The following is a 24,183-nucleotide window of genomic DNA, read 5'->3' as shown; positions in this document are numbered from 1 at the left end:
ACTCAGTGTGTGGCGGGGACGGGCAGACCGTCGGCGATGGCAGGGGGTGTCGGGGTATCGGGGATGGCCTTGTCGACCACCGAGCTGCCGCCGGTCGCGCCGAGGCTCGCCGCGGGATCGCCGACGAGCGGGCGTCCGCTGACGAGGGCGTTGCCGACGGCGGCCTTGCTCAACGCGTTGACCGCGCTGGCACCGGTCAGTCCCGCGGCGGTGCCGATGACGGCGTTGTCGCTCAGACGGAGGTAGGTCGGCGCCTGGCCGGTGACCATGCCCATCGCCTCCGCATTGGCGGCGAGGTACTGCGGCGAACTCAGGCCGGCGATGCTGTCCTGCAGCATCTGCTTCTGCCAGTCGAGACTGCGCTGCTGGTCGCCGAGGGTCGACAGCTCGTACGAGGATTGCGTCGTCAGGATCGACAGCCCCATCTGCGCGCCGCCGATCAGCAGCGCGCCGCTGACCGCGACGATGCCGTACACGAGGCGCGGACGGCGTCGCGGCGCGGGCTGCTCGACCGCATGAAGCCGGCGCTCCGGCGCCCCCGGGGTGCGCAGCGGAAGGGGAGCCGCCCCCACGAACGGATCGAGGTTGCTCTCTGCGGGCACACTCATGCCGCCTCCCGGATGCGTTCGGCCGCGCGCAGGCGCACGGGTGCGGCCCGCGGATTGCGTGCCTTCTCTTCTTCGGAGGCCAGCTCGGCGCCCTTGACCACGAGCCGGAATCGCGGAGCGTGCTCGGGAAGCTCGACGGGCAGTCCCGCCGGTGCGGTGGATGCCGCGGCATCCGCGAACACGCGCTTGACGAGACGATCCTCGAGGGACTGGTAGCTCATCACGACGATGCGTCCGCCCACGTTCAACAGGTCCATGCTCGGCGGCAGGGCACGCTCCAGCACCGACAGCTCGGCGTTCACCTCGATGCGAAGGGCCTGGAAGACGCGCTTGGCGGGGTGGCCGCGTCCCTCGCGCTGCACCGCGACCGGCGTCGCCGCCACGAGGATGTCGACCAGCTGACCGGAGCGCTCGATCGCAGCGTCGGCGCGCGCGGAGATGATGGCCCGGGCGTAGCGTCCGGCGAGCTTCTCTTCGCCGTAGCGTTCGAAGATGCGGCGCAGATCGCCTTCACCGTAGGTCGCGACGATCTCCGCTGCCGTCGTGCCGGCGGTCTGGTCCATGCGCATGTCCAGGGGCGCGTCCCGCGCGTAGGCGAACCCGCGATCGGCGTCGTCGAGCTGCAGCGACGAGACACCGAGGTCGAAGAGGATGCCGTCGACCCGGTCGACGCCGGCGGAGCGCACCGCCGCGGCGATCCCGTCGTAGACGGTGTGCACGAGCGTGACGCGGTCGCCGAAACGCGCCAGCCGCTCCCCCGCGATCCGCAGGGCGTCGGTGTCGCGATCGAGCCCGATGAGGCGGATGTCGCCGAAGCGCTCCAGCAGGGCCTCGGAGTGCCCGCCCATTCCCTCGGTCGCATCGACCAGAACGGCGCCCGGGTGGGCGAGGGCCGGTGAGAGCAGCTCGACGCAGCGCTCGAGGAGGACAGGGGTGTGGATGTCGGAGGTGCTCATGATGAGGCGGGCGTGAGCCGGAGTCGTGATCCCCATCCGCCTGACCTGACACCGGGGAAGTGTGTCAGGGCGTGCGGCTGGGAGTCACGGCCACGGCTCAGAACAAGCCCGGGATCACCTCCTGCTCCATGTCCGAGTAGCTGTCTTCGTTGCTGTCTGCGTAGGCGTTCCATGCCTGCGCATCCCAGATCTCCGCGTGAGCGCCGACGCCCGTGACCACGAGCTCGCGGCCGAGGTTGGCGTAGGCGCGCAGGTGCGGGGGGATCGTGATGCGGCTCTGGCTGTCGGGCTTCTCGTCGCTGGCGCCCGACAGGAACATGCGTTGGAAGTCGCGCGCCTGCTTGTTGGTCAGGGGTGCCTCGCGGATCTTCTCGTAGACCCGCTCGAACTCCTTCGTGCTGAACACGTAGAGGCAGCGCTCCTGGCCTCGGGTCACGACGAGCCCGTCACCCAGGTCGGTACGGAACTTCGCCGGAAGGATGACGCGGCCCTTGTCGTCGAGCTTGGGGGTGTAGGTGCCCAACAGCATCGGCGACTCCCCCTTCCTCCGGCCCGATCAAGGTGCGCACCACTTTACTCCACTTTCCTCCACCTGACTATGACTTCCTGGGCGCCGCGCTCCCCGGAGCTCCCTCACGGGGCGACGACGGGGCCGAGTGTCGGAGCGCGTGCCCGCCGCCGGGCACAAAAAAAGCACCGACCTGGCGGTCGGTGCTCTTCGTGTCGTGCGGTGTGCTGCGGTCAGGATCCGTCTTGGCGGCGGTCCCAGCGGTCGTTCATGCGGTCCATGAAGGACGACGATCCGGCACGGGAGGGCTTGCGCTGACCCTTGTGCTCCGGCGACGTCTTGAGCGCGGCAAGTCCCTTCGCGGGAGTGGCGGCCAGAACGACGCCACCCACCATCACCAGGAAGGCGATCACGCCGATGGCGATGATGCCGGTGGAGACACCTGCGATCAGTCCGCCCAGGCCCACCAGCACGAGGATGGTTCCGTACACGATGTTGCGATAGCTGAGGGTGCGGCCGTCTCGGGACGCGCTCACGACGTCTGCGTCCTTGTTCATGAGATGACGTTCCATCTCATCGAGCAGACGCTGCTCCTGCTCTGACAGCGGCATGCTGCCCCCTCCTCGCCGTTTCGGACCGGCATCTCGTGCGGTCGATTCTACGCGTGCGGTCGAGAACTAGGCTAGGCCCGTGCACGCTTCCGCCGACCCAATCGAGGCCATTTCCCAGCGACTGGCAAGCTTCGTGGCGGCCCAGCGGCTCGCGTGGGCCGACGCCGGCCCGGAGACGCAGGTGTTCCTGGATGCCGCGACCCGCACCCTGTCCGGCGGAAAACGACTGCGGGCACGCTTCTGCGTCACAGGCTGGCGCGCGGTCGCGAACGCCGGCGGGGACGCGAAGGAGATCCCGGACGCCGTGCTCGATGCCGCCGCCGCGCTCGAGGTGTTCCACGCCGCCGCGCTCGTGCACGACGACATCATCGACAACTCCGACACCCGGCGCGGACAACCCGCCGCGCACCGTGCGCTGGAGGCGGCGCACGCAGCGTCCGGTTGGGCGGGCGATGGCTCGGCGTTCGGGCGGTCCGCCGCGATCCTGCTCGGCGACCTCCTCGTCGCCTGGAGCGACGATCTGCTCGAGCAGGGACTCGCGCACGCGTCACACGCGGCATCCGCGCGGGAGGTCTATGCGCTCATGCGCCGTGAGGTCACCATCGGGCAGTTCTTGGACATCGCCGAGGAGGCGGCGTTCACGACGGCTCCCGACGAGGAACATGCCGACCGCGCCCTTCGCGTCGCCTCGCTGAAGTCCGCGCGCTACAGCATCCAGCATCCCCTCCTCCTGGGCGCGGCGCTCGCCGGCGCAGACGCCGCCCAGTCGGCGGCTCTGGCCGGCTTCGGACACCCGCTGGGATTGGCGTTCCAACTGCGCGACGATGTGCTCGGCGTGTTCGGCGACAGTGCCGTCACCGGGAAGCCGTCGGGTGACGACCTGCGAGAGGGCAAGCGCACGCTGCTCGTGGCCTACACCCGCGAGGGACTCACCACCGACGCGCGTGCCGCGCTCGACACGCTCATCGGCGACCCCACCCTCACGGCGGAGCAGATCGCTCATATCCAGGAGAGCATCGTCGCCACCGGTGCGCTGGAGCGGGTCGAATCCGCGATCACCGCCTACGCCGCCGAAGCGGAGCAGGCGCTGCGCGATGCCCGACTGTCTCCGTCGGCGGTCGACGAGCTGCGAGAACTCGCGGAGGCGTCGATCAGCCGCACGGCGTGACGCGCGTCAGCGTCAGCGTCAGCGTCAGCGTCAGCGTCAGCGTCAGCGTCAGCGTCAGCGTCAGGCGAGCGTCTGCGCGACGCGGCGGACCTCGCTCTTGCGGCCCTGCCGGAGTGCCGAGATCGGCGCCTGGCCGATGGAGTCCTCCTCGCTCAGCAGCCAGTCGATGGCCTCGTCGTCGGTGAACCCGGCATCCTGCAGCACGATGATCGTGCCGCGCAGCGACGAGAGCGGGTGCCCGTCGACGATGAAGATCTCCGGCACCGCGAACGCGCCGCCGCGGCGCGAGCCGATCAGGTGCTTGTCGTCGAGCAGTCGACGCACGCGGCCGAGCGGTTCGTCGAGAACCTCGACCAGGTCGGGGAGAGTGAGCCAGCGGGTGGACGCGGGGACGATGTCGTCGGTCACCCTTCCACTATCGCATCTCGCGAGCGCACCGTCGGTGCGTTCATCGCCGTCGACACGATTTTCACTTCTGTCACAGCAGTCACTTCTTATAGCACCCGTTGACATGAATTTACTTCCATGACACGGTGGCGACGGTACGAATCGGGTGCGCAGAAGGAGAAGAACGTTGTCACGACTCGACCCCCGCCCGGGCGCCGCGCGCGTCGCCACGACCGGCGTGATCGGCACGATCGGCACGCTGGCGTTGACGCTGAGCGTCTCCCCCGCCTCGGCGGCGACAGCCGATCCGCGCCCGACGACCCGCGATCAGACGCGCATCGACGCGCCGACGTTGACTCCCGTTCCGCGGCACGCAGCCTCACCGGCGACGTACACGGTGCACAGCGGCGACACGCTGTGGGACATCTCCGAGCGGGTCGGAGTCGAGCTGTCCGCCCTGCGTGCGGCGAACGGCCTCGAGGTCAGCACGCTGATCCACCCCGGTCAGGTGCTGGTTCTTCCCGGCGGGAGCGCCCGCGCTGCGGGCTCTTCTGTTCCGGAGCCTCCCGCCGCTTCGCCGGCTCCCGCGGGCTCGGCGTACGAGGTGAGCGCGGGCGACACCCTCTGGGCCATCGCCGACGCGCACGGGGTGAGCCTCGACGCGCTCCTGCAGGCCAACGGGCTGGGACGTGACGCCATCATCTACCCCGGACAGACGCTCGCGATCCCCGGGGCGGATGCCGTACTCCAGGCGACCCGTGCCGCGGTCGCGACGCCCGTGCCCACGGCGGCACCGTCCACCGATCTCGATGCGGAGCAGATCGAGAATGCGCGGACGATCATCCGGGTCGGGCGCGAACTGGGCGTCCCCGACCGCGGCATCGCGATCGCTCTGGCCACGGCGATGGTCGAGTCCTGGATCCGCAACCTCGACTGGGGCGACCGCGACTCGCTGGGGCTCTTCCAGCAGCGTCCCAGCACCGGATGGGGAACTCCCGACCAGGTGCGCGACCCCGTGCGCTCGACCACCGCGTTCTTCGAAGGGGTCTCGGGCCCCGACGGCCTCATCACGCGCGGACTGCTGGACGTGCCCGGATGGGAGTCGATGGACTTCGCCGCCGCCGCCCAGGCCGTGCAGGTCTCGGCGTATCCGGAGCGCTACGGGCCGTGGGAGCAGACCGCCTACGCGTGGCTCGCGGCCCTCGGCTGAGCGCCCGCGCGCCGCGCCGGTGCCTGCGCACATGCCGTGAGGGGTGAGCCGCTCCCGGACCGGAGCGCTCCGGCTCCCTAGAATCGCAGGGTGAGCACGAGCCAGCAGACCGACCCGCTGATCGGCCGTCTGGTCGACGGACGGTACCGCGTCCGCGCTCGCATCGCTCGCGGCGGGATGGCGACGGTGTACGTCGCCACCGATCTGCGCCTCGAGCGTCGCGTCGCCCTGAAGGTGATGCACAGCCATCTCTCCGATGACACGGTCTTCCAGAGCCGGTTCATCCAGGAGGCACGGGCGGCGGCCCGTCTCGCCGATCCCCATGTGGTCAACGTCTTCGACCAGGGCCAGGACGGCGAGATGGCGTACCTGGTGATGGAGTACCTCCCCGGCATCACCATGCGTGAACTGCTGCGTGAGCAGAAGCGTCTCAGCATCCCCCAGACGATCACGATCATGGATGCCGTGCTCTCCGGCCTCGCGGCCGCGCACCGCGCGGGCATCGTCCACCGCGACGTCAAGCCCGAGAACGTGCTGCTCGCCGAGGACGGCCGGATCAAGATCGGCGACTTCGGTCTCGCGCGCGCGACCAGCGCGAACACGGCGACCGGGCAGATGCTCCTGGGAACGATCGCCTATCTCGCGCCCGAGCTCGTCACCCGCGGAACCGCCGACGCCCGCAGCGACATCTACGCCCTCGGCATCATGCTCTACGAGATGCTCGTCGGCGAGCAGCCGTACAAGGGCGAGCAGCCGATGCAGATCGCCTACCAGCACGCGACCGACTCGGTCCCGCGCCCGAGCGCACGCAATCCCGGCATCCCTGAGCAGTTCGACGAGCTCGTGATGTGGGCGACCGAACGCAACCCCGACGACCGGCCGGTCGATGCGCGCGCGATGCTCGAGCGTCTGCGCGAGATCGAGAAGGAACTCGGCGTCTACCCGCATGTCGTCCGAGCGCCGGCCGCCGGCGTGGTCGCGGTCGACGACGGGGCCGACTCGGGTGAGCTCACCAAGGTCATGCCGGGGACCTTCACCGCCCCGACGGTCACCGAGACGGTGGACAACTCCACGCGACTGCGGCTGCGCAGCCGCCGCCGAGCGCGACGGGGCGGATGGCTGGTGGTGCTCGTGCTGCTGCTCGCGGCTCTCGCGGGCGGAGCCGGCTGGTGGTTCGGGTCCGGACCGGGTTCGCAGGTCGGCGTTCCGGACGTGGCGGGGCGCACCCTGGACGAGGCGACGACTGCCCTCGCCGCCGACGGACTGACCGCGCGGCCCGTGCAGGATCACAGCCGCGACGTCCCCGTCGATCTCGTCATCCGCACCGACCCCGGCGCCGGCGCCCGCGTCGACAAGAACAGCGCCGTGACCGTCGTGATCTCGCTGGGCCCGGCATCCCACGACATCCCCGCTTTGGCGGGACAGAGTCTGCAGGCGGCCACCACCTCCCTCGGCACGATCTACATCACCCCCTCGGGCGACCCGCCGCAGATCTTCACCGATGCTCCCGCGGGCACCGTGGTGAGCGCGTCGATCACTCCGCCCGGCGGCGGCACTGCGGTGGACTGCTCGAAGGGCTGCACGGCGCTGGAGGGGTCGACCGTGGCGTTCGAGACCTCGGCGGGGCCCGTCCCGGATGTGGCCGGGAAGACCGTGGATGCCGCGACGGCGGCGCTCTCGGCGGTCAATCTGAACGCCACCACGACGCAGGCCTACGACGACGAGGTCGCCGAGGGCCGCGTCATCCGTGTCGCGGACAAGGACGGCGGCGCACCGTTCCGCCCGGGCGACACGGTCACCCTGGTCGTCTCGAAGGGGCCGCAGCCGATCGCTGTCCCCGACGTCACCGGCAAGACCGTCGCGCAGGCCATGGACCAGTTGAAGCAGGCGGGCTTCGAACCGGGAACGGCGCTCCCCGAGATCGTCTGGGGCATCTTCACCGTGTCGAGCACGAGCCCTGCCGCCGGCACCATGCAGCTGCCCGGAACCAAGATCACGGTCCGCTCCACCGGCTGAGCTGGAGCGCCCATGGCGCACACACGACCGCACCCGCTGCAGAGGATTCGGCAGCGGGTGCGGTCGTCTGCAGCGCAGGGCGCTGCCGCGGATCAGCGCTTCTCGAGCTCCTCGGCGACGAGGAACGCGAGCTCGAGGCTCTGCATGTGATTCAGGCGCGGGTCGCACAGGCTCTCGTAGCGCGTCGCGAGAGTGGCCTCGTCGATGTGCTCCGATCCGCCGAGGCACTCGGTCACGTCGTCGCCGGTGAGCTCGACGTGGATGCCGCCCGGGAACGTTCCGACGGCGCGGTGCGCCTCGAAGAAGCCGCGTACCTCGTCCACGACGTCGTCGAAGCGACGCGTCTTGTAGCCGGTCGGGGTCGTGATGCCGTTGCCGTGCATGGGGTCGGTGACCCACAGCGGCGTGGCTCCGGAATCGCGCACGGCCTCCAGCAGCGGCGGAAGGGCGTCGCGGATCTTGCCCGCCCCCATCCGGGTGATGAAGGTCAGCCGGCCCGGCTCGCGCTCGGGGTCGAGCTTGTCGATGAGTTCGAGCGCCGTCTGCGGGGAGGTCGACGGGCCGAGCTTGACGCCGATGGGGTTGCGGATCTTCGAGAAGTAGTCGACGTGGGCGCCGTCGAGCTCGCGCGTCCGCTCGCCGATCCACAGGAAGTGCGCCGACGTGTTGTAGGGCGTGCTCGTGCGCGAGTCGATGCGCGTCATGGGGCGTTCGTAGTCCATCAGCAGACCCTCGTGGCCCGTGTAGAACTCGACGCGACGCAGCTCGTCGAAGTCGGCGCCGGCCGCCTCCATGAACTTGATCGCACGGTCGATCTCGGTCGCGAGCCGCTCGTACTGCTGGTTGGCGGGGTTCTGCGCGAAGCCCTTGTTCCAGCTGTGCACCTCGCGCAAGTCGGCGAAACCGCCCTGCGTGAAGGCGCGGATGAGGTTGATGGTGGACGCCGCCGTGTGGTACCCCTTCAGCAGGCGCTGCGGGTCGGCGGTGCGGGAGGCTTCGGTGAAGTCGTAGCCGTTCACGATGTCGCCGCGGTAGGCCGGCAGCGTGATGTCGCCGCGGGTCTCGGTGTCGCTCGAGCGGGGCTTGGCGAACTGGCCGGCCATCCGGCCCATCTTCACGACGGGCATCGAGGCGCCGTAGGTGAGGACGACGGCCATCTGCAGCACCGTCTTGATGCGGTTGCGGATCTGTTCCGCGGTCGCCCCGGCGAAGGTCTCCGCGCAGTCACCGCCCTGCAGGAGGAAGGCCCGGCCGGATGCCGCGCGCGCAAGGCGGTCGCGGAGGTTGTCGACCTCACCGGCGAAGACCAGCGGCGGCAGCGTCGCCAGCTCGTCGGATACCACGGCGACGGCATCCAGGTCGGTCCAAGAGGGCTGCTGCTTGATCGGGAGCGTGCGCCAGTGATCGAGATCGGCGTGCAGGGTGGGCATCCGGTCAGTCTAGTGGCGCCCCGCAGGGCGGGGATGCCGCATGACGACGGCTCACGCGCGCGCTGCGCGTTCCTTCACGGTGGAGGCGTACACATCGTCGTACTGCTGCTCGCCGAGCCGCTGCAGCGCGACCATGATCTCGTCCGTCACCGAGCGCAGCACGTAGCGGTCCGATTCCATGCCCTGAAACCGCGAGAAGTCGAGGGGCTCGCCGATCACCATGCCCACCCGACCGACGCGGGGGATCGTACGGCCGATCGGCATGACGGCATCCGTGTCCACCATGACGACGGGGATGACCGGTACGCGCGCCTCCAGCGCCATGCGCGCGAGCCCGGTGCGTCCGCGGTAGAGCTTGCCGTCCGGGCTGCGGGTGCCCTCCGGGTAGATGCCCAGGAGGTCTCCCCGCCCGAGCACCTGCAGTCCGGTGTTCAGCGATGCCTCCGACGCTTTGCCGCCGGTGCGATCGACGGGGATCTGCCCGGTCGCCTTCATGAACATGCGGGTCGCCCAGCCCTTAAGCCCCGTGCCGGTGAAGTAGTCGCTCTTGGCGAGGAAGCTCATCGGACGGTCGATCATGAGCGGCAGGAAGATCGAATCGCTGACGGAGAGGTGGTTGCTGGCGAGGATGGCCGCCCCCGACGACGGGACATTCGTCCGCCCGACGATCCACGGTCGGAAGATCGCTTTGACGATCGGGCCGATCACGATGTACTTCATGACCCAGTAGAACATCAGCCGGGACTCACCTCTCTGTGACGTCTGTCCGTGTCCACGATGCGATGAGGATAACCCGACGGCTCACTGACTGCGCAGCCCCGCGAGATCGGCGACGCCCACCATGCCGGCGTCGTTGCCGAGCGTCGCCGTGACGAAGCGCGCGGTCGGCCGGTTGCCGAAACCGGGCAGCGAGGTCTCGTAGGCCAGGCGCGTGGGCTCGAGGAGCACCTCACCGAGGTCGGCGACCCCGCCGCCGATGACGTAGAGGTCGGGATCGAGAACCGCCTGGAACGCCCCACAGGCCTCACCCAGGGCGGTGGCGACGCGGCGCACCGCCTCGACGGCACCCGGGTCGTCCTCGGCGAGGAGTCGGGCCAGGTCAGGCCCGTGGACGATACCGTCCCCGTCGCGGTGTGCGGCCAGCCGCTCGCCGATGCCCCCGGCCTCGGCGATGTCACCCAGTTCGCGCTGCAGGGCGCGTCCCGACGCGTACTGCTCGAGGCAGCCGTTCTGACCGCAGCCGCACGGGCGACCGCCACGGACGAACCGCAGATGACCGAGCTCTGCCGCGCTGCCGTTGGCGCCGATGAGCAGACGGCCGTCGTTGATGACGGCTCCGCCGACCCCGGTGCCGAGGGTCACCATCACCATGTCGGTGGATCCCTGTCCTGCACCGAAGCGGTACTCACCCCAGCCCGCGGCGTTGGCGTCGTTCTCCAGCGTGACCGGACGGCCGATGCGCGCTTCGAACTGGGCGCGCAACGGCTCGTTGTGCCAGTCGATGTTGGGCGAGAGCAGCATCACCGAGCGGCTGCGGTCGATGTAGCCGGCGGCGGCGACACCCACTGCGGAGACCTCGTGGCGGGAGGCCAGCTCGTGCACCATCGCGGCGACGGCGTCGGCGAGCTCACCGGTGTCGACCGGCGTGACGACGCGCGCACGCTCGATGATCGCGCCCGTGTCGTCGACGACACCTCCGGCGATCTTCGTCCCCCCGATGTCGATGCCGACGTTGAGCACGGCGCTCCCTTCCGGCCGGCCCGGGCGGCACGGCATCCGAGAGTCTAGTGTGGACAGGACAGACCCACGGTCGGGGCAGGCCGTGCTTTTTCGGCCGACGCTGTCTTCCATGGGACTGAGTTCCACCAGGAGTTAGACTCGATTCCAGCCGTCGATCGCCGACGCCACCCGGTACCGAAGGAGTTGCCGCCCATGAGCGCCGTACAGTTCGAAGTCCCCGCCGTCGTTGCCGCCGACCCGCAGGCCAACATCGCCGATCTTCTCGTCGAGCGCGTCAAAGCGACGCCGTCGCTGGCGCTGTTCGCCGTCCCGGACGGTGACGGCTGGCGCGACATCACCGCCGCCGAGTTCGAACGAGAAGTGATCGCACTGGCCAAGGGCTTCGCGGCCGCCGGCATCGCCCCCGGCGACAAGGTGGGCTTCATCGCCCGCACCACCTACGAGTGGACGCTCGTCGACTTCGCCCTCTTCTTCGCGGGCGCCGTCATGGTGCCGATCTACGAGACCAGCTCGGCCGCGCAGATCAGCTGGATCCTCTCCGACTCGGGCGCCGTCGCGGTGCTCGGCGAATCGAGCGAGCACGCGGCGCGCATCGCGGAGATCCGCTCGGAGGTCCCGCTCGTCCGCGAGGTCTGGTCGATGGAGGCAGGCGATCTCGACACTCTCCGCGCGGGCGGCAGCGCCATCGAGGATGCCGAGATCGAGCGCCGTCGCCGCATCGCCGTCGGCTCCGACATCGCCACGCTGATCTACACCTCGGGCTCCACAGGGCGACCCAAGGGGTGCGTTCTGACCCACAGCAACTTCGTCGAGCTCTCCCGCAACGCCGCCAAGGCCCTCGCCGAAGTGATGAACACGCCCGGCGGCGCGTCGACTCTGCTCTTCATCACGACGGCGCACGTCTTCGCCCGCTTCATCTCGATCCTCGACGTGCACGCCGGCGTGAAGACCGGCCATCAGCCCGACACCAAGCAGCTGTTGCCGGCCCTGGGCTCGTTCAAGCCGACCTTCCTGCTGGCCGTCCCCCGCGTCTTCGAGAAGGTCTACAACTCGGCGGAGCAGAAGGCGGAAGCCGGCGGCAAGGGCAAGATCTTCCGCGCCGCGGCCCACACCGCGATCGAGCACTCCCGCCTGCTTCAGGAGGGGAAGAAGATCCCGCTGGGCACCAAGGTGAAGTTCGCCCTGTTCGACAAACTCGTCTATGCGAAGCTCCGCGAGGCCATGGGTGGACGCGTCACCTATGCCGTCTCCGGGTCCGCTCCCCTGGGCGCCCGCCTCGGCCACTTCTTCCACAGTCTCGGCGTGACCATCCTCGAAGGCTACGGACTCACCGAGACGACCGCTCCGGCCACCGTCAACCTCGCGACGAAGTCGAAGATCGGCACGGTGGGCCCGGTGCTCCCCGGTGTCGGCGTGCGTCTGGCCGACGACGGCGAGATCGAGGTGCGTGGCGTCAACGTCTTCAAGGAGTACTGGCGCAACCCCGAGGCGACGGCCGGTGCGTTCGACGACGGCTGGTTCAAGACCGGCGATATCGGGGCCTTCGACACCGACGGGTTCCTCACGATCACCGGACGCAAGAAGGAGATCATCGTCACCGCCGGCGGCAAGAACGTCGCCCCGGCGGCGCTGGAAGATCCGATTCGGGCGAACCCGATCGTCGGTCAGGTGGTCGTGGTGGGAGATCAGAAGCCGTTCATCTCCGCACTGATCACGCTCGACCCCGAGATGCTCCCGGCATGGCTGGCGAACAACGGTCTCGCGGCAGACATGTCCCTCTCGGATGCCGCGAAGAACCCCCAGGTGCGAGCCGAGGTGCAGCGGGCGGTCGACATCGCCAACAAGAACGTCTCGCGCGCCGAGTCCATCCGCAAGTTCACCATCCTCGACACCGAATGGACCGAGGCGAGCGGGCACCTCACGCCCAAGATGAGCATCAAGCGCAACGTGATCCTGACCGACTTCGCGAACGAGATCGAGGACATCTACACGGTGCCGGTGACCACGACCAACGTGTCGTTGGGCTGATCGGGCGCAAGCGACGACGGGGCGGGCCTGACGGGCCGCCCCGTCGTCGTTTGTCCAGCGGTCAGAACCAGGAGGACTCGCGGATGCGACGCATCGCGACCTTGCGCTCCTCGGGACTGAGCCGGGAGATGTAGAGCATGCCGTCGAGATGGTCGGTCTCATGTTGCAGCGCCTGCGCCATGAGCCCCTCGCCCTCGAGCACGAGTTCGTTGCCGTCGAGGTCGATACCGACGACGCGAGCCCAGGGGTAGCGCAGCGTCTCGTGCCAGAGATCGGGCACAGACAGGCATCCCTCTCCGACGAGGGCCGGCTCACCCGACACGTCCGTCAGCACCGGGTTCAGCACGTAGCCGATGTCGCCGTCGATGTTGTAGCTGAACGCGCGCAGGCCGACCCCGATCTGCGGGGCTGCCACCCCCGCACGGCCCGGCAGCTCGACCGTGTCGAGCAGGTCCTGGACGAGTGAGCGGATGCCGTCGTCGATCACGTCGATGGTCGCACTGGGCGCCCGAAGGACCGGGTCGCCGAACAGCCGGATCGGACGGACGGCCATCAGGCGGCGACCCGCTGACGCAGGCTTTCGACGACGATGGCGGCGAGTTCGCGCGCGGCCTCGCGTGTCTCGGGCTGCAGGTCGCGGAAGACGATCGCGCTGCCCGACGCGATGTGCGCGTCGTAGGGCACACGCACGACGTGACCCACGCGCGTCTGGAAGTGCGACTGGAGTTCGCCGGCGCGAACGAGCGCAGCTCCCGGGCGGGCCGTGTTCAGCACGACCACGGCGGAGCGAACGAGGTCGGCGTAGCCGTTGCTCTCCAGCCAGGTCAGCGTCTCCGAGGCCAGGCGCGCCTCATCCACGCTCAGACCCGCGACGACTATGAGCTGGTCGGCGCGCTCGAGGGTGGCCGCCATGACGGAGTGGACGATGCCGGTTCCGGTGTCGGTGAGCACGAGGGAATAGAAGTGTGCGGCGACATCGGCCACCGCGTCGTAGTCGCTGTCGTTGAAGGCCTCCGACACATGCGGGTCGGTGTCGGAAGCGATGATGTCGAGCCGGGTGTGATCGCGCGCGACGATCTCCGAGATGTCGTTGAACCCCCGGACGTCGGCGTGGGCTCGCACCAGGTCGCGGACCGTCTTGCCACTCGAGCGCCCGATGCGCTCGGCGAGGGTGCCGCGGTCCGGGTTCGCGTCGACGGCGATCACCCGGTCCTCACGGGCGTCCGCAAGCGCCATGCCCAGCAGCGTCGTGATCGTGGTCTTTCCGACGCCACCCTTTCGCGAGAGGACGGGGACGAACTTCGCTCCCCCGTGCAGCGGCGCGGCGATGCGACGGTCGAGAGCCTTGCGCGCACGCGCGCGCTTGCTGTCGCCGAGGTTGATCCGACGTCCCGACAGCGTGTAGACGAGGTGCTGCCAAGCTCCGTCGGGCTCCGGTCGTACCGCGTGGGCGGGGTCGAGCAGCCGGTCGGGGGTGAGCAGGTCGGAGCTCTCCCGCCCCGCCTCGAAGTCGCCGAGACGGCGCGACTGCAGCGTGATCTCGGACGTGCGAGGACGCAGGCGCTCGTGCTGCGCGGCGTCTGCGGTCGCGACGGAGACCGAGGTCAGCGCGACCGCTGTGGCATCGGACACCTCCACCTCGTCCGTCTCATCGACGACATCGACGTCCTCGACGTGCTCGACGACATCCACCTCCTCGACGTCCTCGACGACGAGAGCGGATGCCGCGGCGGCATCCGGCCGTTCGACGAGACTCCCGTGGATCTCAGCATCATCGTCGAGCACGACATCGTCGTCGAAGTCGTCGTCGTCGACCGCGACGGGCAACGCGACGTCGATCTGCGCGGTGGCACCGTCGACGATGCCGATCCCGGTGGTCTCGACGCCGGTCACACTCTCCAGCACGCCGTTGTCGGCGTCCTCGCTCGCAGTCTCGTTGCGGTCAGGCACGGCTACACACTCCAGTTCCGGGCCGTCGCCGTCGGGCGCCGGCCGATTCGGGTCGTCCTCGGGACGGCGCAGCCGCGGCGTCACCGCCGGGCCGCGGGGCGGGGTCCCGACCCCCATGGCTCGCGGGACGACTCACGCCCCCGCTCCAGGCTACTCGGAGGGTCGGACCACCAGCAAAAGATCGCCGGCCTCGACCGGTGTCGCCGCCCGGACGACGAGACGCTCGACGACGCCATCCACCGGTGCAGCGATGGCCGCCTCCATCTTCATCGCCTCGATGGATGCGACCGGCTGCCCCGCCGAGACCCGATCGCCCACCGCGGCCTTCGGCGTGACGACGCCGGAGAACGGAGCAGCGACATGGCCGGGCACGGCCGTATCGGCCTTTTCCGCCTGACGCACGTCGACCGTGATGGAGCGGTCGCGCACGAACACCGGACGCAGCTGCCCGTTGAGCGTGGTCATCACGGTGCGCATGCCTCGATCGTCGGCGTCGCCGATCGCCTCCAGCCCCACGTACAGCTGTACGCCGCGCTCGATCTCGACGACGTGCTCGGTTCCGGGCGCGAGTCCGTACAGGTAGTCCGCCGTGTCGAGGACGCTCAGGTCGCCGTATGCGTCGCGGATCTCACGGAAGGCCGCCGTGGGGGCGGGGAACAGCAGCGAGTTGAGCGTGGCGCGCCGGGTCGCACTGCCGGCCTCGAGGTTCGCGGCATCGGCGTCGGAGATCTCGGTGATCCCGGTGCGGATCTCGCGCCCGCGCAGCACCTTGGTGCGAAACGGCTCCGGCCAGCCCCCCGGAAGCTCACCCAGCTCCCCCGCCATGAAAGCGACGACGGAGTCGGGGATGTCGTACGTGTCGGGGTTCTCGGCGAAGTCGGCGGGGTCGGCGCGCACGGCGGCGAGATGCAGGGCGAGGTCGCCGACGACCTTGGAGGAGGGCGTCACCTTCGGGATGCGCCCGAGGATCGCGTCCGCGGCGGCGTACATGTCCTCGATGAGCTCGAAATCCTCCGACAGGCCGAGAGCGATCGCCTGCTGGCGCAGATTCGAGAGTTGACCGCCGGGAATCTCGTGCCGATACACGCGTCCCGTCGGCCCGGGAAGACCCGACTCGAAGGGGCGATAGAGGCGGCGCATCGCCTCCCAGTACGGTTCGAGGTCCGAGACGGCGCCGAGGTCGAGGCCGGTGTCGCGCTCGGTGTGCGCGAGCGCGGCGACGAGCGCGGACAGCGAGGGCTGGCTCGTCGTTCCGGCCATCGGGGCCGCGGCGGCATCCACGGCATCGGCGCCCGCGGCGGCCGCGGCCAGCAGGGTCGCGAGCTGTCCGCCGGCGGTGTCGTGCGTGTGCACATGCACCGGGAGGTCGAAGCGGTCGCGCAGTGCCCGCACGAGGCGCGCGGCGGCGCCCGGGCGGAGCAGCCCTGCCATGTCTTTGACGGCGAGCACGTGCGCTCCGGCATCCACGATCTGCTCGGCCAGCCGCAGGTAGTAGTCGAGGGTGTAGAGGTCCTCGGTCGGTGACAGGAGGTCGCCGGTGTAGCAGAGGGCGACCTCGGCGAGAGCGGTGCCGGTGTGCAGTACGGCGTCGATCGCGGGGCGCATCTGGGAGACGTCGTTGAGGGCGTCGAAGATGCGGAAGATGTCCACGCCGGATGCCGCGGCCTCCGAGACGAAGGCATCGGTCACGCGCGTCGGGTAGGGCGTGTACCCCACCGTGTTGCGGCCTCGCAGAAGCATCTGGATCGCCACGTTCGGCAGAGCGGCGCGCAGGGCGTCCAACCGCTCCCAGGGGTCTTCGCCGAGGAAGCGCAGCGCGACGTCGTACGTGGCGCCGCCCCAGGCCTCCACCGAGAGCAGCTGGGGTGTGAGCCGGGCGACGTAGGGCGCGACCGTCACCAGGTCCCGGGTACGCACGCGCGTGGCCAGCAGCGACTGGTGCGCGTCACGGAACGTCGTCTCGGTGACGGCGAGAGGCGTCTGCGCGCGCAGCGCCGCCGCGAACGCAGCGGGCCCTTGTGCGAGGAGTCGCTGTCGCGAACCCGCGGGAGGGGATGCGGACAGATCGACGGACGGCAGCTTCACGCGCGGGTCGACGACGGCGGGGCTCTCTCCGTGCGGACGGTTGACGGTCGTCTCGGCCAGCCAGGCGACGATCTTCGACCCTCGATCCTTGGAAGCGCGACCGCGCAACAGCTCGGGGCGCTCATCGATGAACGACGTGCTGATGTCGCCCGCGACGAAGGCCGGATCGTCCAGTACCGCCTGAAGGAAGGGGATATTGGTCGAGACCCCGCGGATGCGGAACTCGGCGAGGGCACGTCGCGAGCGCACGACCGCGGCGCCGAAGTCCCGTCCGCGGCACGTGAGCTTGGCCAGCAGCGAATCGAAGTGCGGGCTGACCTGCGACCCTGCGGCCGTCGTGCCCCCGTCGAGGCGGATGCCGGCGCCGCCCGGCGAGCGGTAGGTGGTGATCTTCCCCGTGTCCGGACGGAAGCCCTGCGTCGGGTCCTCGGTCGTGATGCGACACTGCAGCGCCGCCCCGCGCAGGCGGATCTGATCCTGACGCAGTCCGAGGTCGGCGAGCGTCGCGCCCGCGGCGATCCGCATCTGCGACTGCACCAGGTCGACGTCGGTGACCTCTTCGGTCACCGTGTGCTCGACCTGGATGCGCGGGTTCATCTCGATGAAGACGACCTCGCCGCCGCGAGGGCCTGCCGTCTCGAGCAGAAACTCCACCGTTCCTGCATTCTCGTAGGCGATCGACCGGGCGAACGCGATCGCGTGCGCGTGCAGCGCCGCGGCGATCTCGGGGGCGAGGTTGGGGGCCGGCGCGATCTCGACGACTTTCTGATGGCGCCGCTGCACGGAGCAGTCCCGCTCGTACAGGTGCACCGTCTCGCCCGTCTTGTCGGCGAGGATCTGCACCTCGATGTGGCGCGGCCGCTGCACGGCCTGCTCGAGGAAGACGCGGGCGTCGCCGAACGCGGCATCGGCCTCGCGCATCGCCTCCGCGATCGCCGGGGCCAGTTGCGCCGCGCTCTCGACGCGGCGCATGCCCCGTCCGCCGCCGCCGGCGACGGCTTTCACGAAGATGGGAAAGCCGATCTCGTCCGCGTGCGCGACGAGATCGTCGACGTCATCGGACGCGGGCGTCGAGCGCAGCACCGGCACGCCCGCGGCGATCGCGTGCTCCTTGGCGGTCACCTTGTTGCCAGCCATCTCGAGCGCGCGGGACGGCGGGCCGATGAAGACGATGCCGCTGCGCGCGGCTGCCGCGGCGAGCTCGGGGTTCTCCGAGAGGAAGCCGTAGCCGGGGTAGATGGCATCCGCGCCCGACTCCTTCGCGACGCGGATGATCTCCTCGACGTCGAGATACGCGCGGACGGGCTGGCCGACCGTGCCGATCTGGTAGGCCTCGTCGGCCTTCAGGCGGTGCAGGGAGTAACGGTCTTCGTAGGGGTAGACCGCCACCGTGCGCGCGCCGAGTTCGACGGCGGCACGAAACGCCCGGATTGCGATCTCTCCGCGGTTGGCCACCAGGATCTTGCGGAACATGCGGACCTCTTCTCCGAGCGGCTCCCGCGTGCCGAGAGACCACATTCCCCGACGAGCCCCCTTTTCACGAGGGCCTGAGTGTCCTCACAGCCTAGAGGACGGTAACGTAGAGCCTCGTGCACGTACTCTCCGTCTCCTCGCTCAAGGGGGGTGTCGGCAAGACCACCGTGACTCTCGGCCTCGCCTCCGCGGCGTTCGCCCGAGGGGTGCGGACTCTCGTCGTCGACCTCGACCCTCAATCTGACGTGTCGACGGGCATGGACATCCAGGTGGCCGGCCGGCTGAACGTGGCCGACGTGCTCGCCAACCCCAAGGAGAAGGTGGTCCGCCAGGCCATCACCTCAAGCGGCTGGGCCAAGGTGCACCCGGGCACGATCGACGTCATGATCGGCAGCCCGTCGGCGATCAACTTCGACGGCCCGCACCCGAGCGTGCGCGACGTCTGGAAGCTTGAAGAGGCTCTGGCCACCATCGAGGCCGACTACGACCTCGTGCTCATCGACTGCGCGCCCTCGCTCAACGCGCTGACGCGCACCGCGTGGGCGGCTTCTGACCGGGTCATCGTGGTGACCGAACCGGGCTTGTTCTCGGTCGCCGCCGCCGACCGCGCGCTGCGCGCGATCGAGGAGATCCGTCGTGGTCTGTCTCCGCGCCTGCAGCCTCTCGGAATCGTCGTGAACCGCGTGCGGCCGCAGTCCATCGAGCATCAGTTCCGCATCAAGGAACTGCGCGACATGTTCGGTCCGCTCGTGCTGTCGCCGCAGCTGCCCGAGCGCACGTCGCTGCAGCAGGCGCAGGGCGCTGCGAAGCCCCTGCACATCTGGCCGGGCGACTCGGCTCAGGAGCTCGCCGGAGACTTCGACGCACTGCTGGACCGTGTCATGCGCACGGGCCGGATCACCGCGGGCGAGCAGCGCGCCTGAGCCTCACGACCGGTCGTTGAGCGAGCGCCGCCGCGGGCGGGAGTCGAAACGCAGCGCGTCGACGCGTCTCAGGCGGACTTGACGGCGCGACGAGCGGCGAGCTCGTCGACGGGGTCCGGCGCCTGCGGGTCGAAGTCGAGCAGCGTCGACTCCACCTCGTGCAGCACCTTGCCGACGGCGATGCCGAACACGCCCTGACCTCGGCTGACGAGGTCGATGACCTCGTCGTTCGAGGTGCACAGGTAGACGGAGGCTCCGTCGCTCATCAGCGTGGTGCCGGCCAGGTCACGGATGCCGGCGACGCGAAGCTGCTCGACCGCGGTGCGGATCTGCTGCAGAGAGATGCCGGTGTCGAGCAGGCGCTTCACGAGCTTGAGCACCAGGATGTCGCGGAAACCGTACAGCCGCTGCGATCCGGAGCCGCTGGCTCCACGAACCGTGGGCTGCACCAGTTCGGTGCGCGCCCAGTAGTCGAGCTGACGGTAGGTGATGCCGGCCGCGCGTGCGGCGACCGCACCACGGTAGCCGACCTCGTCATCCATCTGCGGCAGACCGTCGGTGAACAGCAGCTCGGTGGCGAAGCGGACCTCATCAGGCGCATCGTGCGCAGTCATGCTCGCCTCCACGGGGACAGTCTGTCGTTTCCTCCACGGTAGATCAGCGCCGTGCCTGCGGCAACGACATCCGCATCCCGGGCCACGGCGTGTCGCGTCGCCGTCACGGCGCGATGCGGTCCAACGCCGCGTGCGCGAAAGCGGCGCGCACTTCGTCCAGACGACGAAGCAGCTCGGGCGCGAGCTCGCTCGCGCGTGCGCGCGACACCGCATCCGAGCGCCGCAGCAGAGGTGTCAGAGCACTCTCCACGAGCGCGACCTCGCGCTCTGCGGCCTGCCGGATGCCCCGCACGTGTCGGGGTTGGATGCCGTGCCCGTCGAGGGCGACGAGTGCCCGCAGCACGCCGAGCGTCTTCTCGTCGTAGCTGTCGGCTGCCGCGATGAGCCCTGCGCGCACGGCGTCGTTCAGCAGCGCCGCCGACGCGCCTGCCGTCTGCAACAGTTCCTCGCGGCGGTAGCGGCGCGGGGCGGTGACGATCGACGCCGTCGCCGGGGGTGCGACGGAACCGCCGTGCTGTTCGTCGAGGTACTCACGGATGCGAGCCAGAGGCATGTAGTGGTCGCGCTGCAGCGTGAGCGCGGTGCGCAGTCGCTCGACATCCAGCGGCGAGAACTTGCGGTACCCCGATTCGGTGCGAAGCGGTGTGACGATGCCCTGCACCTCGAGGTAGCGCAGTTTGCTGGCGCTGAGATCGGAGAACTCCGGGGTCAGGCGTGCGAGCACCTGACCAATGCTGAGATAACCCGAGGACGACGCACGTCCACGGGGCGAGGCAGCCGGGCTCACCCGCTCGTCACCTGACCGCGGTCGGCCGGCGACGCGAAGAAGTTGAGACGGAACTTGCCGATGCGCACCTCGGAGCCGTCGACGAGCACGGCGCGGTCCACGCGCTCGCCGTTGACGTAGCTGCCGTTCAGAGAGCGCTGATCGACGAGCTCGAAGACAGCGCCGGTGCGCGTGATCTCCGCGTGGCGACGAGAGACGGTCACGTCATCGAAGAAGATGTCGGCCTCGGGGTGGCGCCCGACGGTGGTGACGTCGGTGTCGAGCAGATAGCGCGCGCCCGCCGTGGGGCCAGAGCGGACGAGGAGCAGCGCGGCGCGCGACGGAAGCGCATCGATCGCCTCCCGCTCGACGTCCGTGAGGTCTGTGCCGAACGGCACGAAGGAGAGGTCGGAGTCGTGACCGAAAGTCTGGGTGGTATCGGCCGAGCCGCCACTTCCGGCGTCACGTCGGATACCGCTGACACCAGCGTCTCGAGCGTTCTCTTCCACCATGACCTCCTTCCCCTTCACCCTAACGGATCGGCCCGGGCTGCGAACCCCCGCGCAAGACTCGGTTTCGCACAGTGTGCTCCCCGATGCCGCCGAGCGCTGCGGCACGGCGGCGTGTGTCGATGTATGACGACACCCGCGCGGCCGGCGATCCGCTCGACGTAGCCTGATCGCACCGCCGACACCGGCGCCACCCACGAGAGGATCCCCGTGTCCGCACAGCAGAACCGCCTCACGCCCGCCCCGGTGCGTCAGGACGCCCTCTGCATGTGCGCGACGGGACGCTCCTGCTCCTCGTTCGCCGCCGGTCACGCCGTCCACCTGATCCAGTCCAGGCTGGTGTCGGCCACGCCCAGCGAGTGGGTCGATGCCATCGCCGTGCACTCCGCGACGGACGGCACACTCACCGTTCTCACCCTCGAGGGCCGCGAGATCGAACTGTGGAACGGCTCCGGGGCCGCCGCGTCTGTGCCGCAAGGCGCGCCCGTCGCGTTCCACCCGCGCTATCACGCCCTCCACGCGGCGGGACGGCTCTTCAACGTGCTCGTGGTCTGAGCCGCGTGAGACGGGGACCGCTCAGGCGGCGGCCATCATCGCATCCTTGACGGCCATGCACGCGTCCATGCAGGCTCGGCACGCCTCGGCGCACATGGCGCAGACGGCACTGTCGTCAGCGTGCATCATGCACATGTCCATGCACGTCTGACACATCGCGATGCAGGCGTCGAGCATCGCCATCATCGACGCCGGCGTCATGCCCGGCATCCGCAGCATCGCACGCATCATGGTGTTGCACATGTCTGCGCAGTTCATGCACGACGGCGCACAGTCCATCATCTGCATCGAACACACCGTGCACGCCTGCTCGCAGGCGGCGCAGGCGTCCATGCAGGCCTGCATGAGCGCGGCATCCACCGCGGGCATCTCGGTCATCGACATCATCTCGCCGGCCATCGCGTCCATCATCCTGGCGTCCATCACGCACCGTCCTTCCGGTCACCGCGAGCGAGACGCCCGCCTGCCGCCATGCTAGGACTCTGATCCCGCGCACAACAGGCGCGGTTAGTGTCGAGGACGTGATGTCACACAGAGTTCATACGTTCCGTTCGGTTCTCGTCGGCCTCGTCGCGCTCCTGCTCGGAGGGCTCTCCATCGCCGTGGCCTCTCCTGCCTGGGCGCATGATGAGCTGATCGGCGCCGACCCGAGCGTCAACGCCGACGTCGGCGCGCTGCCCGCCCAGATCACCATGACGTTCAGCGGCGTGCTGATGGACGAGCCCGGTGCGACGCAGGTCGTGGTCACGGATGCCGCGGGGACTTCGCTGACCGACGGCGACCCCACGCTGGACGGCACGCACCTGATGCAGTCGCTCAGCGGCAGCGCGTCCGGCCCGGTGACCGTCACCTGGCGCGTCGTCTCCAGCGATGGTCACCCGGTCTCCGGCCAGTACACCTTCACGGTCCAGGGGGGCTCGTCGCAGACGGTCGCACCCGGCGAGACGACGACCACGCAGACGCTGACGGCGACGCCGACATCGAGCGGCGACGCAGGCGTCCCGGTGTTCGTCTGGGTGCTGCTCGGGCTGGTGGTCGCCGCCGCGCTCGGCGCCCTCGTGGCGGTGCTCCTGCGGAAGTCGCGAGCCACCCCTGAGGACTAGGCTGGGAACATGCCTCATTTCAACGTCGTCGTCCTCGGTGCCGGCCCTGGTGGCTATGTCGCAGCGGTCCGCGCCGCTCAGCTCGGCCAGTCCGTCGCCATCATCGAAGAGAAGTACTGGGGCGGTGTCTGCCTCAACGTCGGCTGCATCCCCTCCAAGGCGCTTCTGAAGAACGCGGAGATCGCCCACACCCTGAAGCACAAGGCCGACTTCTTCGGCATCTCGGGTGAGTTCACGCTGGACTTCGGCAAGGCGTGGGACCGTTCGCGCGTCGTCGCCGACGGCCGCGTCAAGGGCATCCACTACCTGATGAAGAAGAACAAGGTCACCGAGTTCGAGGGCCGCGGATCGTTCACGGGCCCCAAGGCGATCACCGTGACGAAGACGGACGGATCGACCGAAGAGGTCACCTTCGACAATGTGATCATCGCGACCGGCTCGACGGTGCGTCTGCTTCCGGGTGTGACCCTGAGCGAGAACGTCGTCACGTACGAGGAGCAGATCCTCACGCGCGAGCTGCCCGGCTCGATCGTCATCGTCGGTGCCGGCGCGATCGGCATGGAGTTCGCCTACGTGCTGACGAACTACGGCGTGAAGGTCACGATCATCGAGTTCCTCGACCGCGCCCTCCCCAACGAGGACGCGGACGTCTCGAAGGAGATCGCGAAGCAGTACAAGAACCTCGGCGTCGACATCCTCGTCTCCACCAAGGTCGAGTCGGTCGTCGACTCCGGCGACAAGGTCACGGTGACCTACACCGACAACAAGAGCGGCGCACAGGGCTCGATCGAGGCCGACAAGGTGCTCATGTCGATCGGCTTCGCTCCCCGCGTCGACGGGTTCGGCCTGGAGAACACGGGCGTCAAGCTCACCGAACGCGGTGCCATCGAGATCGACGACTTCATGCGCACCAACGTCGAGGGCATCTACGCGATCGGCGACGTCACCGCGAAGCTGCAGCTCGCGCACGTCGCGGAGGCGCAGGGTGTCGTCGCGGCCGAGACGATCGGCGGCGCGGAGACGATGGCGCTGGGCGATTACCGCATGATGCCGCGCGCGACGTTCTGCTCGCCGCAGGTGGCGTCGTTCGGCTACACCGAGGCGCAGTACAAGGAGACCGGCCGCGAGTACAAGGTCGCGACGTTCCCCTTCATGGCCAACGGCAAGGCGCACGGCCTCGGCGAGCCGGTCGGCTTCGTGAAGCTCATCGCGGATGCCGAGCACCTCGAGCTCGTCGGCGGGCACCTCATCGGCCCCGACGTGTCGGAGCTGCTGCCGGAGCTCACCCTCGCCCAGAAGTGGGACCTGACCGCTCTGGAGCTTGCCCGCAACGTGCACACGCACCCGACGCTGTCCGAGGCCCTGCAGGAGGCCTTCCACGGTCTCGCGGGACACATGATCAACCTCTGAGTGCACAGCGGCCGCCTGTGTGCTGACCATGTGAATGCATGGATCACAGGAGTACGCTGACACCTACGACTGACGCCGCCCCAACCGAAGCCGGGGGCGGCGTCAGTGGTTTCCGGCATCCGAGCGACGTTCG

Annotated in this window: 23 protein-coding genes; 8 read left to right on the top strand and 15 right to left on the bottom strand. The window is 69.3% G+C overall.

All coding sequences use genetic code 11. The features are described from left to right. Nucleotides 1-2 precede the first annotated feature (2 nt). The 4 genes from DEU37_RS08170 to DEU37_RS08155 all read right to left on the bottom strand — a co-directional run bounded on the left by DEU37_RS08170 (nucleotide 3) and on the right by DEU37_RS08155 (nucleotide 2,683). Nucleotides 3-608: a hypothetical protein gene (locus DEU37_RS08170; protein WP_005049118.1), complete on the bottom strand. Its 606-nt coding sequence runs from the start codon at nucleotides 606-608 to the stop codon at nucleotides 3-5. Then, the gene (gene rsmH, locus DEU37_RS08165) at nucleotides 605-1,600 is read right to left on the bottom strand and encodes a 16S rRNA (cytosine(1402)-N(4))-methyltransferase RsmH (protein ID WP_121190144.1); all 996 of its coding nucleotides are present in this window, start codon (nucleotides 1,598-1,600) and stop codon (nucleotides 605-607) included. The genes DEU37_RS08170 and rsmH overlap by 4 nt, the downstream gene beginning before the upstream one ends. A 61-nt stretch (nucleotides 1,601-1,661) precedes the next feature. Beyond that, nucleotides 1,662-2,093, bottom strand: a complete 432-nt coding sequence (mraZ, locus tag DEU37_RS08160) for a division/cell wall cluster transcriptional repressor MraZ (RefSeq protein ID WP_121190142.1) — start codon at nucleotides 2,091-2,093, stop codon at nucleotides 1,662-1,664. A gap of 212 nt (nucleotides 2,094-2,305) precedes the next feature. Next, nucleotides 2,306-2,683, bottom strand: coding sequence for a DUF3040 domain-containing protein (locus DEU37_RS08155; RefSeq protein ID WP_016465368.1), 378 nt, complete (start codon nucleotides 2,681-2,683; stop codon nucleotides 2,306-2,308). A gap of 79 nt (nucleotides 2,684-2,762) precedes the next feature. Between DEU37_RS08155 and DEU37_RS08150 the strand changes: the two genes are divergently transcribed. Next, nucleotides 2,763-3,851 (top strand): polyprenyl synthetase family protein, encoded by a 1,089-nt coding sequence (locus tag DEU37_RS08150; RefSeq protein ID WP_121190140.1) that lies wholly within the window; start codon nucleotides 2,763-2,765, stop codon nucleotides 3,849-3,851. A 60-nt stretch (nucleotides 3,852-3,911) separates the two neighbouring features. Here the strand turns inward: DEU37_RS08150 and DEU37_RS08145 are convergent, their stop codons facing one another. Beyond that, nucleotides 3,912-4,259: an Rv2175c family DNA-binding protein gene (locus DEU37_RS08145; RefSeq protein ID WP_005049107.1), complete on the bottom strand. Its 348-nt coding sequence runs from the start codon at nucleotides 4,257-4,259 to the stop codon at nucleotides 3,912-3,914. 166 nt (nucleotides 4,260-4,425) lie between these two features. On the opposite strand from DEU37_RS08145, the gene DEU37_RS08140 reads away from it, so the two are divergent. Both DEU37_RS08140 and pknB read left to right on the top strand, forming a co-directional pair. Then, a complete protein-coding gene (locus tag DEU37_RS08140; RefSeq protein ID WP_121190138.1) occupies nucleotides 4,426-5,448 on the top strand; it encodes a LysM peptidoglycan-binding domain-containing protein in 1,023 nt (340 codons plus the stop codon). Nucleotides 5,449-5,538: 90 nt separating this feature from the next. Continuing rightward, nucleotides 5,539-7,464 carry a Stk1 family PASTA domain-containing Ser/Thr kinase gene (pknB, locus tag DEU37_RS08135; RefSeq protein WP_121190136.1) on the top strand — a complete coding sequence of 642 codons (1,926 nt, stop codon included), beginning with the start codon at nucleotides 5,539-5,541 and terminating at the stop codon, nucleotides 7,462-7,464. A gap of 92 nt (nucleotides 7,465-7,556) precedes the next feature. Here the strand turns inward: pknB and DEU37_RS08130 are convergent, their stop codons facing one another. From DEU37_RS08130 to DEU37_RS08120, 3 genes are all read right to left on the bottom strand, one after another. Further along, nucleotides 7,557-8,894 (bottom strand): class II 3-deoxy-7-phosphoheptulonate synthase, encoded by a 1,338-nt coding sequence (locus DEU37_RS08130; RefSeq protein WP_121190134.1) that lies wholly within the window; start codon nucleotides 8,892-8,894, stop codon nucleotides 7,557-7,559. A 51-nt stretch (nucleotides 8,895-8,945) separates the two neighbouring features. Next, a complete protein-coding gene (locus tag DEU37_RS08125; RefSeq protein WP_005049096.1) occupies nucleotides 8,946-9,629 on the bottom strand; it encodes a 1-acyl-sn-glycerol-3-phosphate acyltransferase in 684 nt (227 codons plus the stop codon). A gap of 66 nt (nucleotides 9,630-9,695) precedes the next feature. After that, nucleotides 9,696-10,634: an ROK family glucokinase gene (locus DEU37_RS08120; RefSeq protein ID WP_121190132.1), complete on the bottom strand. Its 939-nt coding sequence runs from the start codon at nucleotides 10,632-10,634 to the stop codon at nucleotides 9,696-9,698. A 192-nt stretch (nucleotides 10,635-10,826) separates the two neighbouring features. Here DEU37_RS08120 and DEU37_RS08115 point away from each other — a divergent pair, with 192 nt between their 5' ends. Next, on the top strand, nucleotides 10,827-12,662 hold the full coding sequence (locus DEU37_RS08115; RefSeq protein ID WP_121190130.1) for a long-chain fatty acid--CoA ligase: 1,836 nt from the start codon (nucleotides 10,827-10,829) through the stop codon (nucleotides 12,660-12,662). A 61-nt stretch (nucleotides 12,663-12,723) separates the two neighbouring features. Here the strand turns inward: DEU37_RS08115 and DEU37_RS08110 are convergent, their stop codons facing one another. The 3 genes from DEU37_RS08110 to DEU37_RS08100 are packed head-to-tail and all read right to left on the bottom strand — an operon-like array spanning nucleotide 12,724 to nucleotide 18,170. Continuing rightward, the gene (locus tag DEU37_RS08110) at nucleotides 12,724-13,215 is read right to left on the bottom strand and encodes a peptide deformylase (protein WP_121190128.1); all 492 of its coding nucleotides are present in this window, start codon (nucleotides 13,213-13,215) and stop codon (nucleotides 12,724-12,726) included. Next, nucleotides 13,215-14,729, bottom strand: a complete 1,515-nt coding sequence (locus tag DEU37_RS08105) for a MinD/ParA family protein (protein ID WP_183043633.1) — start codon at nucleotides 14,727-14,729, stop codon at nucleotides 13,215-13,217. Before DEU37_RS08105 ends, DEU37_RS08110 begins: the two co-directional genes overlap by 1 nt. Before the next feature lie 33 nt (nucleotides 14,730-14,762). Continuing rightward, nucleotides 14,763-18,170 (bottom strand): pyruvate carboxylase, encoded by a 3,408-nt coding sequence (locus tag DEU37_RS08100; protein WP_121190483.1) that lies wholly within the window; start codon nucleotides 18,168-18,170, stop codon nucleotides 14,763-14,765. 116 nt (nucleotides 18,171-18,286) lie between these two features. Here DEU37_RS08100 and DEU37_RS08095 point away from each other — a divergent pair, with 116 nt between their 5' ends. Then, nucleotides 18,287-19,093 (top strand): ParA family protein, encoded by an 807-nt coding sequence (locus DEU37_RS08095; protein ID WP_005049082.1) that lies wholly within the window; start codon nucleotides 18,287-18,289, stop codon nucleotides 19,091-19,093. 68 nt (nucleotides 19,094-19,161) lie between these two features. On the opposite strand, the gene DEU37_RS08090 is transcribed toward DEU37_RS08095, so the two are convergent. The 3 genes from DEU37_RS08090 to DEU37_RS08080 all read right to left on the bottom strand — a co-directional run bounded on the left by DEU37_RS08090 (nucleotide 19,162) and on the right by DEU37_RS08080 (nucleotide 20,985). Beyond that, on the bottom strand, nucleotides 19,162-19,707 hold the full coding sequence (locus tag DEU37_RS08090) for a MerR family transcriptional regulator (RefSeq protein ID WP_005049079.1): 546 nt from the start codon (nucleotides 19,705-19,707) through the stop codon (nucleotides 19,162-19,164). A 103-nt stretch (nucleotides 19,708-19,810) separates the two neighbouring features. Then, nucleotides 19,811-20,494 carry a MerR family transcriptional regulator gene (locus DEU37_RS08085; protein WP_121190124.1) on the bottom strand — a complete coding sequence of 228 codons (684 nt, stop codon included), beginning with the start codon at nucleotides 20,492-20,494 and terminating at the stop codon, nucleotides 19,811-19,813. Beyond that, entirely contained in the window at nucleotides 20,491-20,985 is a 495-nt protein-coding gene (locus DEU37_RS08080; protein ID WP_183043632.1) for an FHA domain-containing protein, read from the bottom strand. Before DEU37_RS08080 ends, DEU37_RS08085 begins: the two co-directional genes overlap by 4 nt. Before the next feature lie 207 nt (nucleotides 20,986-21,192). Here DEU37_RS08080 and DEU37_RS08075 point away from each other — a divergent pair, with 207 nt between their 5' ends. Beyond that, nucleotides 21,193-21,537, top strand: coding sequence for a hypothetical protein (locus DEU37_RS08075; protein ID WP_121190123.1), 345 nt, complete (start codon nucleotides 21,193-21,195; stop codon nucleotides 21,535-21,537). Between the two features lie 21 nt (nucleotides 21,538-21,558). On the opposite strand, the gene DEU37_RS08070 is transcribed toward DEU37_RS08075, so the two are convergent. After that, nucleotides 21,559-21,960 carry a hypothetical protein gene (locus DEU37_RS08070; protein WP_121190121.1) on the bottom strand — a complete coding sequence of 134 codons (402 nt, stop codon included), beginning with the start codon at nucleotides 21,958-21,960 and terminating at the stop codon, nucleotides 21,559-21,561. A 101-nt stretch (nucleotides 21,961-22,061) separates the two neighbouring features. Here DEU37_RS08070 and DEU37_RS08065 point away from each other — a divergent pair, with 101 nt between their 5' ends. Both DEU37_RS08065 and lpdA read left to right on the top strand, forming a co-directional pair. Then, nucleotides 22,062-22,640 (top strand): copper resistance CopC family protein, encoded by a 579-nt coding sequence (locus DEU37_RS08065; protein ID WP_121190120.1) that lies wholly within the window; start codon nucleotides 22,062-22,064, stop codon nucleotides 22,638-22,640. A gap of 9 nt (nucleotides 22,641-22,649) precedes the next feature. Then, nucleotides 22,650-24,050 carry a dihydrolipoyl dehydrogenase gene (gene lpdA / locus DEU37_RS08060; protein ID WP_121190119.1) on the top strand — a complete coding sequence of 467 codons (1,401 nt, stop codon included), beginning with the start codon at nucleotides 22,650-22,652 and terminating at the stop codon, nucleotides 24,048-24,050. Nucleotides 24,051-24,183: the final 133 nt, after the last annotated feature.

This window comes from Microbacterium sp. AG790 (assembly GCF_003634765.1).
GTDB lineage: Bacteria > Actinomycetota > Actinomycetes > Actinomycetales > Microbacteriaceae > Microbacterium.
This window is presented reverse-complemented; position numbering and strand designations above follow the sequence as displayed.

Excerpts from the sequence above, each read along its gene's own strand:
- DEU37_RS08070 (WP_121190121.1), bottom strand. The coding sequence starts at position 21,960 with ATGGACGCCAGGATGATGGACGCGATGGCCGGCGAGATGATGTCGATG.
- lpdA (WP_121190119.1), top strand. The coding sequence starts at position 22,650 with ATGCCTCATTTCAACGTCGTCGTCCTCGGTGCCGGCCCTGGTGGCTAT.
- DEU37_RS08130 (WP_121190134.1), bottom strand. The coding sequence starts at position 8,894 with ATGCCCACCCTGCACGCCGATCTCGATCACTGGCGCACGCTCCCGATC.
- rsmH (WP_121190144.1), bottom strand. The coding sequence starts at position 1,600 with ATGGGGATCACGACTCCGGCTCACGCCCGCCTCATCATGAGCACCTCC.
- DEU37_RS08125 (WP_005049096.1), bottom strand. The coding sequence starts at position 9,629 with ATGTTCTACTGGGTCATGAAGTACATCGTGATCGGCCCGATCGTCAAA.
- DEU37_RS08105 (WP_183043633.1), bottom strand. The coding sequence starts at position 14,729 with ATGGGGGTCGGGACCCCGCCCCGCGGCCCGGCGGTGACGCCGCGGCTG.
- DEU37_RS08170 (WP_005049118.1), bottom strand. The coding sequence starts at position 608 with ATGAGTGTGCCCGCAGAGAGCAACCTCGATCCGTTCGTGGGGGCGGCT.
- DEU37_RS08100 (WP_121190483.1), bottom strand. The coding sequence starts at position 18,170 with ATGTTCCGCAAGATCCTGGTGGCCAACCGCGGAGAGATCGCAATCCGG.
- DEU37_RS08155 (WP_016465368.1), bottom strand. The coding sequence starts at position 2,683 with ATGCCGCTGTCAGAGCAGGAGCAGCGTCTGCTCGATGAGATGGAACGT.
- mraZ (WP_121190142.1), bottom strand. The coding sequence starts at position 2,093 with ATGCTGTTGGGCACCTACACCCCCAAGCTCGACGACAAGGGCCGCGTC.
- DEU37_RS08110 (WP_121190128.1), bottom strand. The coding sequence starts at position 13,215 with ATGGCCGTCCGTCCGATCCGGCTGTTCGGCGACCCGGTCCTTCGGGCG.
- DEU37_RS08065 (WP_121190120.1), top strand. The coding sequence starts at position 22,062 with ATGTCACACAGAGTTCATACGTTCCGTTCGGTTCTCGTCGGCCTCGTC.
- DEU37_RS08115 (WP_121190130.1), top strand. The coding sequence starts at position 10,827 with ATGAGCGCCGTACAGTTCGAAGTCCCCGCCGTCGTTGCCGCCGACCCG.
- DEU37_RS08090 (WP_005049079.1), bottom strand. The coding sequence starts at position 19,707 with ATGACTGCGCACGATGCGCCTGATGAGGTCCGCTTCGCCACCGAGCTG.
- DEU37_RS08080 (WP_183043632.1), bottom strand. The coding sequence starts at position 20,985 with ATGGTGGAAGAGAACGCTCGAGACGCTGGTGTCAGCGGTATCCGACGT.